General features: G+C 47.1%; 13 protein-coding genes, 1 pseudogene and 1 riboswitch. Of the genes and pseudogenes, 12 read left to right on the forward strand and 2 right to left on the reverse strand.

The features are described from left to right. Positions 1 to 39: 39 nt before the first annotated feature. On the reverse strand, positions 40 to 1,854 hold the full coding sequence (gene atzF, locus QUB61_RS05505) for an allophanate hydrolase (protein WP_333126415.1): 1,815 nt from the start codon (positions 1,852 to 1,854) through the stop codon (positions 40 to 42). Between the two features lie 741 nt (positions 1,855 to 2,595). Next, a riboswitch (guanidine-I (ykkC/yxkD leader) is annotated at positions 2,596 to 2,750 on the forward strand. Between the two features lie 144 nt (positions 2,751 to 2,894). Between atzF and QUB61_RS05510 the strand changes: the two genes are divergently transcribed. From QUB61_RS05510 to QUB61_RS05565, 12 genes are all read left to right on the forward strand, one after another. Continuing rightward, positions 2,895 to 3,962 (forward strand): ABC transporter substrate-binding protein, encoded by a 1,068-nt coding sequence (locus QUB61_RS05510; RefSeq protein ID WP_333126418.1) that lies wholly within the window; start codon positions 2,895 to 2,897, stop codon positions 3,960 to 3,962. Between the two features lie 107 nt (positions 3,963 to 4,069). Next, positions 4,070 to 4,921, forward strand: a complete 852-nt coding sequence (locus tag QUB61_RS05515) for an ABC transporter permease (RefSeq protein ID WP_333126421.1) — start codon at positions 4,070 to 4,072, stop codon at positions 4,919 to 4,921. A gap of 4 nt (positions 4,922 to 4,925) precedes the next feature. Further along, on the forward strand, positions 4,926 to 5,075 hold the full coding sequence (locus tag QUB61_RS05520; protein ID WP_333126424.1) for a hypothetical protein: 150 nt from the start codon (positions 4,926 to 4,928) through the stop codon (positions 5,073 to 5,075). Between the two features lie 38 nt (positions 5,076 to 5,113). Further along, complete coding sequence (locus QUB61_RS05525) at positions 5,114 to 5,890, forward strand: ABC transporter ATP-binding protein (protein ID WP_333126449.1); 777 nt, start codon at positions 5,114 to 5,116, stop codon at positions 5,888 to 5,890. A 589-nt stretch (positions 5,891 to 6,479) separates the two neighbouring features. Continuing rightward, entirely contained in the window at positions 6,480 to 7,211 is a 732-nt protein-coding gene (locus QUB61_RS05530) for an urea amidolyase associated protein UAAP1 (protein ID WP_333126427.1), read from the forward strand. Positions 7,212 to 7,287: 76 nt separating this feature from the next. Further along, positions 7,288 to 7,929, forward strand: a complete 642-nt coding sequence (locus QUB61_RS05535; protein ID WP_333126431.1) for an urea amidolyase associated protein UAAP2 — start codon at positions 7,288 to 7,290, stop codon at positions 7,927 to 7,929. A gap of 427 nt (positions 7,930 to 8,356) precedes the next feature. Beyond that, positions 8,357 to 11,974: an urea carboxylase gene (gene uca / locus QUB61_RS05540; protein WP_333189863.1), complete on the forward strand. Its 3,618-nt coding sequence runs from the start codon at positions 8,357 to 8,359 to the stop codon at positions 11,972 to 11,974. Positions 11,975 to 12,134: 160 nt separating this feature from the next. Next, entirely contained in the window at positions 12,135 to 12,332 is a 198-nt protein-coding gene (locus QUB61_RS05545) for a hypothetical protein (protein ID WP_333136415.1), read from the forward strand. A 12-nt stretch (positions 12,333 to 12,344) separates the two neighbouring features. Continuing rightward, the gene (locus tag QUB61_RS05550) at positions 12,345 to 12,719 is read left to right on the forward strand and encodes a DUF433 domain-containing protein (RefSeq protein WP_333136417.1); all 375 of its coding nucleotides are present in this window, start codon (positions 12,345 to 12,347) and stop codon (positions 12,717 to 12,719) included. Beyond that, positions 12,716 to 13,111, forward strand: a complete 396-nt coding sequence (locus tag QUB61_RS05555; RefSeq protein WP_333136419.1) for an ACP S-malonyltransferase — start codon at positions 12,716 to 12,718, stop codon at positions 13,109 to 13,111. Before QUB61_RS05550 ends, QUB61_RS05555 begins: the two co-directional genes overlap by 4 nt. Before the next feature lie 76 nt (positions 13,112 to 13,187). Next, a complete protein-coding gene (locus tag QUB61_RS05560) occupies positions 13,188 to 14,084 on the forward strand; it encodes a hypothetical protein (RefSeq protein ID WP_333136421.1) in 897 nt (298 codons plus the stop codon). Between the two features lie 324 nt (positions 14,085 to 14,408). After that, complete coding sequence (locus QUB61_RS05565; RefSeq protein ID WP_333136424.1) at positions 14,409 to 15,707, forward strand: pentapeptide repeat-containing protein; 1,299 nt, start codon at positions 14,409 to 14,411, stop codon at positions 15,705 to 15,707. A gap of 103 nt (positions 15,708 to 15,810) precedes the next feature. On the opposite strand, the pseudogene QUB61_RS05570 reads toward QUB61_RS05565, so the two are convergent. Beyond that, positions 15,811 to 16,044, reverse strand: a pseudogene (locus QUB61_RS05570) (photosystem II q(b) protein); the annotation flags it as partial.

Genomic DNA, 16,044 nt, shown 5'->3' on the forward strand with positions numbered 1-16,044 from the left:
ATTCTGAAGATGGGTATAAATTTGCAATTCTAACTTAACTTAAAAGCGGAAGTTATAAGCTTGCCAACCGCCGAGATGAGAAATATCGATCGCATCCGCCACAGCATAAGGTTCGCACAAAAAGCCCTGCACCGTCGAGCCGTCCTCCAACACCAGCGTACCAATTCCCAGCGGCGGGGGAATTTTAGCGACAAATCCGCCGAAAGCGGAGATCGACAACTCCCAAACTTCCACCTCGATCGCGCTACCGCCCTCTATCTGACGCACCAATCCCGGCTTGCCCAGAGCAGTACCCGTCAAAGCGTACAGCTTGTAAATCGGGCTGGTACGGCAGGCGCGAACTAAAATGCCTCCCCCCTCGATTAGTTGATAATTCAGCGGCTCACCGCTCAAATGAGCGCCAACTACGGCTATTTTGACTCGTTCTTCTGAGGAAGGTTTGGCTGCGATGGCGGGTTCCGGGAGGGTTGGCAGCGCCTGGCCGGTTGCGCCCAAAGTTCCCCCCAAGCGATCGTGGAAAGCAGATCCCAGGCTGCAGAGCGATAGATCGTGCCACGCAGGAGCCATTAGTGTCAATCCTGCGGGCAATCCGCTGCTTTGAAACCCGCTGGGAACTGCGATCGCGCACAAATCGAGCAAATTCGCAAAGTTCGTGTAGCGCCCGAGATTGGTGCCCGGCGCGATCGGCTCGGCTGCAACTTCTGCGACAGTATAAATCGTACCTGTCGTCGGTACCGCCAACACATCCATTGACTGCCACTGAATTTCTGCCGAATGGCGGAGCTCTGCCAACCGATAGGACGCCCGGTAAGCCGCAACGGCATCGTAGCGTTTGCCGCCGCTGATAATTTGGTAGACGATCGGATCGATATCCTCTGGGTGCGCGTCGAGGAAATCGCCGATCGCGGCCAACCTTTCTGCTACCCAAGGCCCGCCGTAGAGCAGTTCGGCAGCGTCCGCAAAGGGTTTGAAGTCAATAGGTGCGATCGTGCAGCCCAATGATTGCAAGCGCGCCAGAGCCTCTCGGTAGCGCTGTTCGGCTTCTGCATTCCCGAAAAATTCGAGTTCGCCGTCTGCGGGAACTCCCACCCGCAAGCTGGATAAATCCGGCAAAACTTTCGTTTCTGGGCGACGAGAAAACGCATCCTCAGCGTCAAAACCGCTGGCTACTTGCAGCACGGAGGCCGCATCGGCACAGGTGAGAGCGAACACAGAAACGCAATCGAGCGATCGCACCGCCGGCAGCAGGCCGCGAGTGCTGAGGGAGCCGCAACTTGGCTTCAGCCCGACAATGTTGGTAAAAGCAGCGGGAACCCGCCCCGAGCCTGCGGTATCGGTACCCAGAGCAAAACTCACCAATCCGGCGGAGACTGCTGCTGCGGAACCGGAACTCGATCCGCCCGGGATGTAGCGCCGATCGAACGGATTGCGACAAACTCCATAGGGCGTGCGGGTTCCCACTAATCCTGTGGCAAACTGATCCATGTTTGTTTTGCCGATCGCGATCGCACCTGCCGCGCACAGGCGCTCTACGACTGCGGACGATCGCGCTGGAGTGCGAGCAAACGCAGGACATCCCGCGGTAGTCGGAACGCCCGCCCAATCGAGATTATCTTTGAGCGCAAAAGGTATTCCGTAGAGCGGCAATTGTTGGGGGTCTAGGTTTTCCAAAGCTTTAGCGCGTTCGAGGGTTTCCGCCTGCGGTGCTAAATAAATCCATACTGCCGGATCGGCATAGCGTTCGATCCGATCGTACACGCTCGCGATCGCATCTGCAGGCGCGATCGAGCCGGCGCGGTAGCGATCGAGCAGCGAATGAATGTCGAGACTCTGACTGTAGTTAACTTTTGCCATAATGCACCGTCAGTCGATTTTAGATTTTCGATTTTAGATTTTAGATTGAAGAAATGACTTCACAGGCTGTGTTTGGCGAGCTTTCGATTTTAGATTTTCGATTTTAGATTGAAGAAATGACTTCACAGGCTGTGTTTGGCGAGCTTTCGATTTTAGATTTTCGATTTCAGATTGAAGAAATGACTTCACAGGCTGTGTTTGGCGAGCGTTATTACTCACCGAAGAGTACCATTCTCGCTTAACAGGCAAGATGCCTGTTTCACAAAGAGTGTATTTCTTTCTTCTTGTGGGGTGGGCAGGAGAGCCCGCCCATAAAAGGCTTATTGAGAATGGTGGAACATCTCAGTTATTACAAATAGAAAATTAGTTTACCGCATTGTCGATCGTACTCGCATCCAGTTAGCGGGCGATCGAAGTATTTCTCGATAAATATTCAACCCTGGCCTTGCGGGTTTCGTCTTTTTGTGCAGGGAAACTTCGCCATTTCCAATCACCCCGTTTCATCGCCCGGTTTAATCTTCCCAAAACTTTAATTTGACAAATCCGAGAAAAACGGTTTTTTGTAACATTTTACACATTTTCGCATCAAGTTTGCTGTTACGGTTTGAAACGTAGCAATCTAGTAGGATTGCACGCTACAGTATGCTTACCTTTCAAAAAGCTAAGTGCATTGCTGTTACCAACAGTCTCGAATAACTCCTTGGGTTGCAAACAGGACTTATACAGACAAAAAACGAAAAATTTAACCGCTTCTAGGGTTCCGATTTGAATCAGTTTATAAGTCAGCTTAGAAAGTTCAAGTGCTGGTCCGAGAGAAGCAGACTGGTCATCCCAATATTTTATTAATTTGAGGGAAACACTAGCCAGTTACACGGCGGGATAAAAGCCCGGGAGAAACGCGATCGGTCATCAAGACTCGGTTCGTTAGCTCTCGGGCTTTATCCTTGTATATCAAGGGGGTTTGCGGCAGCTAAGGAAGCGAAAGAAGATGCAAAAGCTCGATCGACATATTCACCTCTAACCAGCAACCAGAATATGCTATGAATATCCGATATTGCTCCCCAAAAATAACGCGATCGCCCTTATCTTACTGCGCCCTATTTTTCATCACTTTGTTTTTCGCTGTCGGCTGCGTCAACCCGGCAATTTATATCAAAACGACGACAGAAAGCGAAGCAGCTTCTTCAGTAAGTGCTGATGCCGTTAGCCTCGGATTCAGCGCGTGGCCCGGCTGGTTTCCTTGGCAAATTGCCAAAGAACAAAAGATATTTGAAGCCAACAATGTTGCTGTAGACTTAAAATGGTTTGACGGCTACTTAGAATCGATCGGCACCCTCACAGCAGGACAGATAAATGCTAACAGCCAAACCCTCGGCGATACCGTAAACTCTATATCAGGCGGTGCCGATCAAGTAATCGTTTTAGTCAACGACAACTCGACTGGAAATGACAAAGTGATTGTCGCTGAAGGCATCAATTCGGTTGCCGATTTGAAAGGTAAAAAAGTGGCTGCCGAGGAAGGTACAGTCGATCACTTTCTATTGCTGTTAGGGCTGAGAAAAGCAGGTTTATCAGTGCGGGACATTCAATTTGTACCGCTGGAAACCGGGAAAGCTGCGGCGGCTTTCGTCGGAGGAAAAGTCGATGCGGTGGCAGTATTTGCGCCGTTTACCACGCAGGCATTAAAACGCTCGAACAGCAAGGAACTGTTTAGTTCCAAAGATTTTCCGGGGGCGATTTCCGACCATTTGGTATTCACCCGAAAGTTTATCGGCGAACACCCAGATCGAGTGCAATCCCTAGTCAATTCATGGTTTGCAACATTGGAATACATGAAATCAAATCAAGACAAATCTTACCAAATTCTAGCAAACCGCGCCGGAGTCAGCGTAGAGGAATACAAAGAATATGAAAACGGCACTAAGATATTTACTGTCGAGGAAAACTTGAAAGCCTTTCAACCCGGAAATGACATGACATCATTGCCATTTGCGGCGGCCGAAATGACTAAATTTCTCGTCGATGTAAATTTAGCAAAAACCCAACCAGATATCAGCACATTATTTGACGATCGTTTTATAAAAGCTTATGCCGAAGGTAAAAGCTAAAAGGCATAATTTAGGATTGTGCAGACACAAAAAACCTTAAAAAAAATACTTTTTATAATCCCCAACATCTACTCCAATTACTCGACAAACCGTTCCGCAATTAAATCATGCCACCAAATCCCGATCCGCGATCGCTCCAATCCCACCTCAAGCAAAAAAGCCTAAATCCCACCGTTTTCTGGCGGATTGCAGAAGAGATACCACAACCCCTCAATATTGGCTTAACGGTAACATCGATCGCACTGCCGCTGCTGCTGTGGTGGCTAGTAACAACCTTCGCCAACGTAGACCCCAAATTTTTGCCTTCCCCCGGCAAAGTTTTAGAGGCATTTGGTCGGCTGTGGAACACTCGCGAACTTTTGAAAGACACGGTAGCGAGTTTGTGGCGGGTGGGAGTGGGCTTTCTGTTCGCCTTGGTTTTTTCCATACCAATTGGCGTGCTGATGGGCAGTTTTCCCAGTATTCGCGCCTTGCTGGAACCCATGTTCGGCTTGATGCGATATATGCCCGCACCAGCGTTCATTCCCCTGCTAATTCTCTACTTGGGAATCGGCGAAGAACCCAAAATAATGCTGATATTTATCGGCGTCTTTTTCTTCAATTCGCTGATGGTGATGGATACAGTCAAATTTGTTCCCAAAGACTTGATCGAATCTACTTATATGTTGGGCGGGAATCGCTGGGAAATCCTAACTCAAGTTATTTTTCCCCACGTTTTGCCGGGAATTCTTGATGCTAGCCGCATCAACCTAGCGGCGGCTTGGCAATTGGTAATCGTCTCCGAATTGATTGCGGCAACCGAAGGCTTAGGCCGCCGGATCAGCGTCGCCGGTCGATTTCTCCGAACCGATGAAATTTTTGTGGGGCTGATTGTCATTGGGGCGATCGGACTGACTTTTGACTTGCTTTTTCAATATCTGCTGCGGGTTTCTTGTAAATGGTCAAGCCAGAAACAGTAAGCAGATGTTGAAGGAAGAAGGAAGTTCGGCAACGGATTATGTAACGGATGTAACGGATGGAAGGAAGATGGAAGAAGGCAGTGCTATCAACCTCAAATTAAAACCCACGATCGATATCGTTTTTAGTCCTAAAATTTACAGATTTTGGGAATGAAAAAATCAAGTTTTTACTACAATACAGAGGATAAACTCATGTTTCTACAAATCAACAACCTGCACAAGAACTTTGAAACGAAAAACGGTAAATTAGTTGTCCTCAAGGACATCAATATGAGCATCAAGCAAGGCGAATTTATCTGCGCGGTAGGCGCATCCGGTTCGGGCAAATCTACTCTGTTGAGGCAGATTGCGGGATTGGACAAGCCGACAGCAGGAGAAGTGAAAATTGACGGCAAGGAAGTTGTTTCGCCTGGGCCGGATCGAGGTATGGTATTTCAGCATTACACTCTTTATCCTTGGATGAACGTGCAGGAAAATGCCGAGTTTGGCCTCAAACTTCAAGGCCTGTCCAAGAAAAAGCGGCGCGAACAAGCGAGCTATTATTTGAGTGTGGTAGGATTGACGCAGTTTGCTTCGTCGCTACCGAAGGAATTGTCGGGCGGGATGAAACAGCGGGTGGCGATCGCCCGCGCCCTCGCTTCTGAACCTAAAGTGTTATTAATGGATGAACCTTTCGGCGCCTTGGATATCCACACTAAAGAATCGATGCACGAATTCATGCTGGATTTGTGGCGCCGCACTCAGATTACAATCTTTATGATTACCCACGATGTCGAAGAAGCGGTGTTTCTTTCCAATCGGATTTATGCTTTGGGCGCTCGTCCCGGTACAGTGAGAAAGGAAATGTCGATTAATTTGCCCGATCGCACTCCCAGCGTTAAACGGCACGCCAAATTCCACGATTACCGCGACGAACTCATGGATTTGATGCGGAAACACGGACAGGAAGCAGTTGCAATGGCTGCTTAAATAAAAATAGGTTTGTATTTGCACTTTTTGGGCGGGCAGGATGCCCACCCCACAAGAAAACTCACTCTTTGTGGAACGGGCATCTTGCCCGTTGTTGAGAATGGTGCAAGATGTAAACGGACAGGAAGCAGTTGCAATGGCTGCTTAAATAAAAATAGGTTTGTAGTTGCACTTTTTGGGCGGGCAGGATGCCCACCCCACAAGAAAACTCACTTTTTGTGGAACGGGCATCTTGCCCGTTCTTGAGAATGGTGCAAGATGTCAACGGACAGGAAGCAGTTGCAATGGCTGCTTAAATAAAAATAGGTTAATAGTTGCACTTTTTGCACCCGCGCCAACAGTACAACGGCCAACCTAAGTAAGTGGAAACTTAACATCTTGCACCATTGTCAATTACCTATTTAGGAACGGGCAAGATGCCCGTTCCACAATTAAATTGAGTTTTGTGGAACGGGCATCTTGCCCGTTCTTGAGAATGGTGCAAGATATCAGTGGAAATAAATATTACTTTGGGAGAGGGCGGGTTTTGCCGCTACAAAATACTATTGTTTTATTTCGCTGACCTACCCAAATACATCAAGAGGAACTTATGGTGCAACTATCATCGATCGACCCAAACTCACAAATCGATTCAAGCCTCGTATTAATCGAAGAAACCGTACCGGGCGGCGCGTACTGGTCGGGAGTCATCAAGCGGGGAAACACCCTGCGAATCACCGATTTAGAAGGCTCTCGCGGCGTTTCCATGCTGTGCTACAACGCCGACAATGCGATCGAACGTTTCAACGCAGCAGACACCGCCAAAATTCAATTCAACGCCTTTCTCAAACAAGGCATGGTGATCTACACAGACATGGGACGCATCCTATTTTCCATCACCCAAGACACCTCCGGCTGTCACGATTTGCTAGGAGGATGCAGCAACGCCATTAGCAATGCCAAAAAATACGGCGAAGGAGACTGGAAAAACTCCCGCGACAACTTCCTCAAAGCCCTAAGTCGGTGGGGATTGGGCAAAAAAGATATCATGCCCAACCTCAACTTATTTACTCGCATTGCCGTCAAACCAGACGGCACGATGGAGTTTCGCGAAGGCTGCGAAAAACCGGGTAGTTTTATAGATTTGCGAGCCGAAATGAACGTATTGACCATTATCTCTAACTGCCCCCACATCCTGCATCCGGGTTCAATTTACGACCCCAAACCCATCCAAATTCAGATTGTGAAAACCCCCGCACCCGCACCAGACGACCTGTGCCGCACCGCCAACCCGGAAGCCGTGCGCGGCTTCATCAACACCGATGCTTTGTTCCTGCAATAGACTCGATTCCACAACTCAATCTTGTCCGCACCAATCGGCGGTAAAAATTCTGCAATTTCATTACAAAAAGTGAACCATGACTGCAACTACTCAACAAATCCTAGCTCCAGAAACAGCAATTTATAACGAAGTTTTACCCGCCAGACATCCCTGGTCTCGTGTCATCAAAAAAGGACAGATTCTTCGTATTGTAGATTTAGGCGGAAATCAAGCAGTAGATTTTTTAGTTTACAATGCCGATGACCCTTCCGAACGCTACAGCGCCCCCGATACGATCGTCAATCAAGGCAACATCTTTGTCACTACAAACAGCCAACTCATTTCCAACGAAGGGCGAGCCATGATGACCATAATTGCTGACTCCTGCGGGCGGCACGACACCTCCGGCGGCGCCTGTAGCTGCGAGAGCAATTCGGTGCGGTTTGGGCTAGATAAAAAATACCAGCACGCCTGTGTAGAAAATTTCCTCGCCGCAATTCTTCCCCACGGTTTGGGCAAGCGAGATTTAGTCAGCAATATCAACTTCTTTATGAATGTTCCGGTTAGCGAAGATGGCACGCTTGAAATTGTTGACGGCATCTCCGATCCGGGAAGTACAGTTGATTTGCGAGCCGAAATGAACGCACTGGTTGCTATTTCTAACTGCCCCCAAATGAACAATCCTTGCAATGCTTACAATCCTACGCCGATTCAGTTGATTGTTTGGGATGCGGTGTAAATGTAGGTTGGGCACTCCCTCCGCAATCTTTTTAGGCGGGCTAGGAGCAACGGCCCACAAGAAAATTCACTCTTTGGGGAACAGGCATCTTGCCTGTTCTTCAGGATAGTTTTAGGGGCTTAGGGGCGGGCTAGGAGCAACGGCCCACAAGAAAATTCACTCTTTGTGGAACAGGCATCTTGCCTGTTCTTCAGGATAGTTTTAGGGGCGGGCTAGGAGCAACGGCCCACAAGAAAATTTAATGTTTGTGGAACAGGCATCCTGCCTGTTGGGCCCACAAGAAAATTCACTCTTTGTGGAACAGGCATCCTGCCTGTTGGGCCCACAAGAAAATTCACTTTTTGTGGAACAGGCATCCTGCCTGTTCTTCAGGATAGTACAAGATGTAAGCAGACACCAATGCAATTCCCAATTCCCAATTACCCAAATGTTTAACAAAGTTTTGATTGCAAATCGCGGTGAAATTGCCTGCCGAATTATCCGCACCCTCGATCGCCTCGGAATTGCTTCGGTAGCAGTATATTCTGAAGCCGACGCCCGCGCCAAGCACGTTTTCGCCGCCAGCGAAGCCGTTTGTATCGGTGCAGCCGCCGCAGCCGAGAGTTATTTGCGGTTCGATCGCATTCTCGAAGTTGCGCGCCAAACAAAAGCTCAAGCTATCCATCCGGGTTACGGCTTTTTGAGCGAAAATGCTGAATTTGCCGAAGCTTGTGCAAGCGAAAATATTGCATTTATCGGCCCGACTCCGAGTCAGTTGCGCTGCTTCGGATTGAAGCACACCGCCCGGGAAATAGCCGCTGCAAATCAAGTGCCGCTAACTCCCGGAAGCGAACTTTTAGCAAGTTTGGAGGATGCGGAAAAAGCGGCTGGGGCGATCGGCTATCCGGTGATGCTCAAAAGTACCGCAGGCGGCGGCGGCATTGGTTTGCAGGCTTGTTTTGGCGATCGAGATTTGGCAGAAGCATTTGAAAAAGTACAGCGTTTGAGTCAAAGCAATTTTAAACAAAGCGGCGTTTTTTTAGAGAAATACATTCAAACAGCCAGGCACATTGAAGTCCAAATTTTTGGAGATGGCAAAGGAAACGTCATAGCCTTGGGCGAGCGAGATTGTTCGGTGCAGCGGCGCAATCAAAAAGTAATTGAAGAAACCCCCGCCCCTGCTATTAGCGACGAACAGCGAAATCTGTTGTACGGTGCAGCAGTGCGGCTGGGAAAAGCCGTAAATTACCAGTCAGCCGGTACTGTTGAATTTGTATTTGATGTCGATGCGAAACAGTTTTATTTTTTGGAAGTCAACACGCGCTTGCAAGTCGAACACGGCGTTACTGAAGCTGTCAACAACATCGACCTCGTTGAGTGGATGGTAAAACAGGCTTCTGGGGATTTGTTCCCCCTGGAAGAGTACCGCTATCGGCCGCAGGGACACTCAATTGAGGTGCGAATTTATGCGGAAGATGCCGGCAAGAATTTTCAGCCGAGTTCCGGGTTGCTGAATCAAGTTGCGTTTCCCGAAAACGTCCGCTGCGACAGTTGGATAGAAACCGGGACGGAGGTTACTCCTTTTTACGATCCGCTGCTAGCCAAAGTAATCGTTTGCGGGGATAATCGAACCCAGGCGATCGTAAAACTAAAAGCTGCTTTAGATGCCAGTGAAATAGCGGGAATTGAAACTAATTTAGATTACCTCCGCCAGATTTTGGACGATTCCCGATTCAGCCGGGGCGAACTGAGCACGCGCTTTTTAAACTCTTTTGAATACGCACCTTTAACGATCGATGTATTGGATGGGGGAACCTACAGCAGCATTCAAGATTATCCGGGGCGGATTGGCTATTGGGATGTTGGCGTGCCGCCTTCTGGGCCGATGGATCATCTGGCATTTCGATCGGCAAATCGTTTAGTAGGAAATCCCGAATCGACAGCAGGATTGGAATTCACAGCTACAGGTCCAACTCTGCGCTTTAATGCCGATACAGTTATTAGTTTGACTGGTGCAACTATGAAGGGAACGCTAAACGGCGAACCGGTGCCGTTTTGGACAGCTATTCCCGTAAAAGCTGGCAGCATTCTCAAGTTAAAAGCCATTCAAGGCGACGGCTACCGCACTTATTTAGCAGTCAAACACGGCTTTAATGTCCCCGATTATTTGGGCAGCAAATCAACTTTTGTACTGGGCAAATTTGGCGGACACGCGGGCCGCACGCTGCGTCCGGGAGATGTGCTTAAACTGCTTCAAACTGCCACTCTGGAAGCGGAATTATCTTTGCCTCCGGAACTAATTCCCACCTACAGCAATAATTGGGAAATCGGCGTTTTGTACGGGCCTCACGGCGCGCCGGATTTCTTTACTGAGTCAGACATCGAAATGTTTTTCTCCACAGAATGGCAGGTGCATTACAACTCGACGCGGACGGGCATTCGGCTGATCGGTCCGAAGCCCACCTGGGCGCGTCAAGACGGAGGAGAAGCGGGTTTGCACCCGTCTAACATTCACGATAATGCTTACGCGATCGGCACGATCGATTTTACGGGCGATATGCCTGTAATTCTCGGTCTTGACGGCCCGAGTTTGGGAGGTTTTGTGTGTCCTGCTACTATTGTGCAGTCGGAATTGTGGAAAATCGGGCAACTGAAACCGGGGGACAGCATTCGCTTTCACTGTTTGAGTTTTGCTGAGGCTTTGCAGCGGGAATTAGCACAAAATAGGCAACTTACTATTTTTTGTTTGTCTGTTTTTGGGGAAAATGCGGAGGAATTGCCCGCAGTTCCCGCCTCTCCAATTTTGCACGAAATTCCCGAATCTCCGGGACAGGTTGCTGTTACTTACCGTCAAGCTGGGGATAAATATATTCTAGTTGAATACGGCCCTTTGGTGCTGGATTTAAATTTGCGTTTTCGGGCGCACGCATTGATGGCACAGTTGAAAGCAAATCCGTTGCCGGGTGTGATCGAATTAGTGCCGGGAATGCGATCGCTCCAAATTCACTTTGAGGGCCGCCAGATTTCGCAACAGCAGCTAATGCAGGCGCTGATTGCGGCGGAGGCGGAACTTCCGGCGATCGAGGATTTGGAAGTGCCGGCGCGAATTGTGCACTTGCCTTTATCTTGGGAAGATGAATCGACGCTGTTGGCCATTGAAAAATATATGCAGTCTGTGCGATCGGATGCACCTTGGTGTCCCAGCAATATTGAGTTTATTCGCCGCATAAACGGGCTTGACAGCATCGAACAAGTCAGAGAAATTGTATTTAATGCTAGCTATTTAGTGATGGGTTTGGGAGACGTTTATTTAGGCGCGCCCGTCGCAACTCCCCTCGATCCGCGCCACCGTTTGGTTACTACTAAATACAATCCCGCCCGCACTTGGACTCCTGAAAATGCAGTTGGCATTGGCGGCGCGTATTTGTGCGTTTACGGGATGGAAGGGCCGGGAGGTTATCAATTTGTCGGCCGCACGGTGCAAATGTGGAATCGCTTCAAACAAACGGCGGATTTCGTGTCTGGTAAACCTTGGCTTTTGCGCTTTTTTGACCAAATCCGATTTTATCCGGTTTCCCATGAGGAATTGCACCGCTGTCGGGAAGCATTTATCGAAGGGAAGTTTAAATTAAAGGTTGAGGAAATCACTTTTAATTTGAGAGAATACAATGAGTTTTTGCATTCTATTGCTAACAGTGCGGCTGAGTTTAAAGCGCAGCAGCAGGCCGCATTTAATGCAGAGCGCGATCGCTGGGCCGCATCCGGGGAATTTGAAGCTGAATCTGGCGCAGAAGCCCCGGCGGATGTGGCTTCTGAAACAGCGGCGGAGGTTACTTTGCCGATCGGTTGTGAGGCAGTTGTCGCTCACGTTTCGGCCAATGTTTGGCAGGTGCTGGTTAATGTTGGAGATGCGGTTGCAGAGGGCGATCGCCTGTTAATTTTGGAAGCGATGAAAATGGAAATTGCTATTACTGCTGATGTTGCGGGCACTGTTGCCCAGTTGTTTTGTGAAAAGGGGCAAACGGTAACAGCCGGACAAATTCTCGTGGCGGTTCAACCCAATTAAAAAGTCTTGGAAGCAGACATTCTATCTGTAGGGTGTGCACTGCACCCATTGCTGTTAAATTAAGCCTAAAATGCAGATACCTGACGCTGGCGGTAGGACTTGGCAGTACAGGGCCGGAAATTGTAGAATTGGCATGGGGGAATTCTGAATTACTTGTCAGTTGGCTGGTGATATTGCTAACAGTTACGGTTTAGGCAAACCAGAGCGTAGTGCGATCGAATATTCTCAGGAAGAAGCTGGGCCGCCAATATCGAGGAGTCGTTCTCTCCCAATTTTAGATATTACAGGTAATCAAGTCCCGCGCTGGATGAATTTTGTGCAGGGTTTTCAACCAATTCAATATAAACATCCCTTCTAGGAGGCTATAAACATGACAACCATACCTAACGAAGAAACAGCGATTATCCGTACAGAAAGAGGACTGACTATCGCAGGTACGCGCATCACTATCTACGACATCATGGACTATGTGACGGATCAATATCCGCCTAAGTTTATCAGAGGATTATTTGACCTTACAGAGGAACAAATTAACGCAGCTTTAGCTTATATTGAGGAAAATCGCGCTACTGTTGAAGCTGAGTATCAAATAGTTCTTAAGGAAGCTGAAGAACTGCGGCTGTACTACGAAGAAAAAAATCGCGATCTGATTGCCAGAATTGCCGCCCAGCCACCAAGACCTGGAACGGAAGCTGCATGGGAAAAGCTTCGAGCCGCCAAGGCAAAACGTGAGGCTAAAGCATGATTTTTTTGATAGATCATAATCTCAATGGACACGCCATAATTTTCTTTGGCTCTATTGCTAATCAAGGTTGGCTTGATATCATCCCAATTCGTTTTGTCACCTTTGCACAAATGGAATTGCCAATCGATAGCGATGACAGGGTAGTTTGGCGACTTGCTCAAGAAAATCAGATGATTTTGCTCACAGCTAATCGTAGCATGAAAGGCAAGGATTCCTTGGAACAAGTAATGCGCGAGGAAAATACTTCTAATTCACTTCCTGTGATTACGGTTGGCAATGCTGATAGATTAATGAATGATTCGGAATATCGAGAACTTTGTGTTGAACGTCTAATTGAGATTGTGCTTAATATTAATGGCTATATGGGTGTGAATCGGCTTTTCATCCCGTGAGGGGGGGTCGAGATTGTTGAAGAAGTGCGATCGCTATTTGATTGCCAAGAGATGTAGTGTTTGAAAAGTGATACTCATGTTAAAAAAATTAAAAACCCTTACTCTTTCCACTCTTCTGGCGTTAGGAACAGCTACACTGGGTTCTACTGCACCTCTCCCTACTCCTAATAATCAAGGGGATTATATGGGAAGAGCTTATCATACTTATTGGGAAGTAGTAGATCCAGACCCAAATGGGTTAAATTGTCGCATGACAAATTCTTCTTTTGAAGAACTTATGCGTGCTGACAACCGCACTCCATTTGAGTTTTTTAATTGGTCTTTAGTTGGTGTCTTAAAACAGGGACAGCGTTTTGAAAGCTTTCCTAGTAATGCTGCTGGTACTTTCAACGATACCAGGGGTTTACCTTGGCTTTTTGTAGGAAAAAGCTACGCTGCTGGTGCAGCGCAAGGTTGTTTCGTTCGCGCTAATAGTCAATTTGTCAAACCAGTACAGATGTCACCGACTCGCGTACAACCCCAAACGAGTCAACCGCTAGCAAGTTCCACAGCACTCCCGATGGAGCTTGGTTTTGACGAAGGATTTGGCTCGATTGTAGTACCAGAAAGCGATACCACAGCATCGGCGTATGGAGGACGCTTAAGGCGATATGACGTTCACATTGCCAAAATGTTTGAAGTCACCCACTTTATGTGTCAACAAGAAAATTTAACACCCGGTATTACTTGGAATTACGCGGCTGGAGGTGGCAGGATTAATATGGGAAGTTTTGAAATAACCTGCCGACTTGCTAATCAAATAGCTAGTGCCTATGGTTTAGGTAAGTCGGAACCTACGAATGTGACTTTTTCGGCTGGTGAAGTCGGTCGCCCCGCTCTCAGAAGTTTCAACATTCCCATCCTAGATATTACAGGTGATAAAGTACCACGCTGGGTGAGTTTTGTGCAGGGATTTCAGCCAGTGAGGAGGTAGGGTCATCGCATTTGTAAGATGTAGGGTGTGTCATAAGTAAAATTATTCTTTCATCTAAAATCAATCTCAATTTGACGCACCCTACATCTAAGCTTGTGATTAAACTGGTTAAAATGGCTAATTCTGCTATTGAAGCTCGGCATCGTTAGCTAAAGGTTCGATAACACTGCCTCAGGGCAAGTCCTGTTCTCAAATTGGAGATTTATTTTCCCTGACGCATCGTACAACTGCTAAACTGTAAGAATTTAGTGCCATCGCTGCTGGAAGTCTGCCGACGTTAAGTTAATATTGATAATTTTTGATTTGGTTGTAGAGGCTCACGATATGGATACTCATGAACTTTTAAATCATTACCAAACAGGCAAAAGGGATTTCTCTGGTATTTACTTAAGCGATACCGATTTGAGTGGTGCTAATTTGAGGCGTGCTAATTTAAGCGGTGCTAATTTAAGCAATACCGATTTGAGTCGTGCTAATTTGAGTCGTGCTAATTTAACTTGTGCTAATTTAAGCGGTGCTAATTTGTCGGACACTGATTTGAGTGGTGCTAATTTAAGCGGTGCTGATTTGTCGGACACTGATTTGTCTGGTTCTAATTTAAGGAGTGCTAATTTATGTGATGCTGATTTGTCGGACACTTATTTGTCGGGCGCTGATTTGTTTGTCACTTATTTGAGTGGTGCTAGGTTATGTGGTGCTGATTTAAGTGGTGCTAACTTATGTCGTGCTGATTTGTCGGACACTGATTTATCTGGCGCTGATTTGAGTAGTGCTGATTTAAGCGGTGCTAATTTAAGCGGTGCTGATTTGAGTAGTGCTGATTTAAGCGGTGCTGATTTGAGTAGTGCTGATTTGAGTAGTGCTGATTTAACAGAGGCCAATCTTGAATCCGCGAATCTCCAAGGGGCAAAACTCATAGCAGCGGATCTCACAGATGCAAATCTTGAAAGAGCATATATAAAACAGGCGAATTTTACAGAAGCTTACCTCACCAATGTAAATCTGAAATTAGCCATCTCTGAACCGAGAGCAACAAACACCAGTTGGACTCAGCTAGAGTTTAATTTTACAGATGCTAATATTTCTAAGCACACAAAAATACAGGGCATATTAGCTGAGCTGGGAAAAAGTTTGGGTTTTACAGTATGGATTGCTAGAAATGACCATCGAAATAAATATAAAAATCAAGAACTAGGAAAACTTAGCTCAAAGACCTTTCCTTTAATAGTGCCTCAAGATTTTCCTCAAAAAACTGAGAAAATTATTCAACTGATAGATGTTATTTGGTTCCGCAAAGAATTTCAGCAAATTGAAGCAGCTTTTGAGGTGGTATGCACTACGAGTATTTACTCAGGCTTGCTGCGAATGGCAGACCTTTCACTTTGTTCAAAACGTGGGTTGTTTGGATATAAGGCTCCTGATTTTCATTGCTATACGGTTATTCCTAAAGCAAGGAAAAGGAGTTTTGAAAAACAGTTAGGCAGACCCACATTTCAAGAGCATCAAATCTTTCAGCTTTGCAAAGCAATTAATATTGAAGATATAGAATCCAAGTGGGAGAGTGACCCAAATATTATTCAGAAGATATCTTATGGTTTGGGTCAAGATGCACCCATCAATTGATCGATTGGTAGCTACTTACTTCTTGACCTCATAATGGAGCGATACTTTAAACAAAAAGCGCCCCTATTTCTAGGAGCGCTTTTTGTCAATCTCAAGCTAAAACTTAGCCGTTGATAGAAGGAGCAACCATTGCTACGGGAGTTGTTTCACCAGCAGCCAAGTCGAGAGGGAAGTTGTGAGCGTTGCGCTCGTGCATTACTTCCATACCCAAGTTAGCGCGGTTGATCACATCAGCCCAAGTGTTGATGACGCGACCTTGTGAGTCGATAATCGATTGGTTGAAGTTGAAACCGTTCAAGTTGAAAGCCATCGTGGAGATACCCAAAGCGGTAAACCA

Source organism: Microcoleus sp. C2D2 (genome assembly GCF_036702495.1).
Classification (GTDB): Bacteria; Cyanobacteriota; Cyanobacteriia; order Cyanobacteriales; family Microcoleaceae; genus Microcoleus.

Excerpts from the sequence above, each read along its gene's own strand:
- QUB61_RS05565 (WP_333136424.1), top strand. The coding sequence starts at position 14,409 with ATGGATACTCATGAACTTTTAAATCATTACCAAACAGGCAAAAGGGAT.
- QUB61_RS05560 (WP_333136421.1), top strand. The coding sequence starts at position 13,188 with ATGTTAAAAAAATTAAAAACCCTTACTCTTTCCACTCTTCTGGCGTTA.
- QUB61_RS05555 (WP_333136419.1), top strand. The coding sequence starts at position 12,716 with ATGATTTTTTTGATAGATCATAATCTCAATGGACACGCCATAATTTTC.
- QUB61_RS05515 (WP_333126421.1), top strand. The coding sequence starts at position 4,070 with ATGCCACCAAATCCCGATCCGCGATCGCTCCAATCCCACCTCAAGCAA.
- QUB61_RS05530 (WP_333126427.1), top strand. The coding sequence starts at position 6,480 with ATGGTGCAACTATCATCGATCGACCCAAACTCACAAATCGATTCAAGC.
- atzF (WP_333126415.1), bottom strand. The coding sequence starts at position 1,854 with ATGGCAAAAGTTAACTACAGTCAGAGTCTCGACATTCATTCGCTGCTC.
- QUB61_RS05510 (WP_333126418.1), top strand. The coding sequence starts at position 2,895 with ATGAATATCCGATATTGCTCCCCAAAAATAACGCGATCGCCCTTATCT.
- QUB61_RS05550 (WP_333136417.1), top strand. The coding sequence starts at position 12,345 with ATGACAACCATACCTAACGAAGAAACAGCGATTATCCGTACAGAAAGA.
- QUB61_RS05535 (WP_333126431.1), top strand. The coding sequence starts at position 7,288 with ATGACTGCAACTACTCAACAAATCCTAGCTCCAGAAACAGCAATTTAT.
- QUB61_RS05520 (WP_333126424.1), top strand. The coding sequence starts at position 4,926 with ATGTTGAAGGAAGAAGGAAGTTCGGCAACGGATTATGTAACGGATGTA.
- uca (WP_333189863.1), top strand. The coding sequence starts at position 8,357 with ATGTTTAACAAAGTTTTGATTGCAAATCGCGGTGAAATTGCCTGCCGA.
- QUB61_RS05525 (WP_333126449.1), top strand. The coding sequence starts at position 5,114 with ATGTTTCTACAAATCAACAACCTGCACAAGAACTTTGAAACGAAAAAC.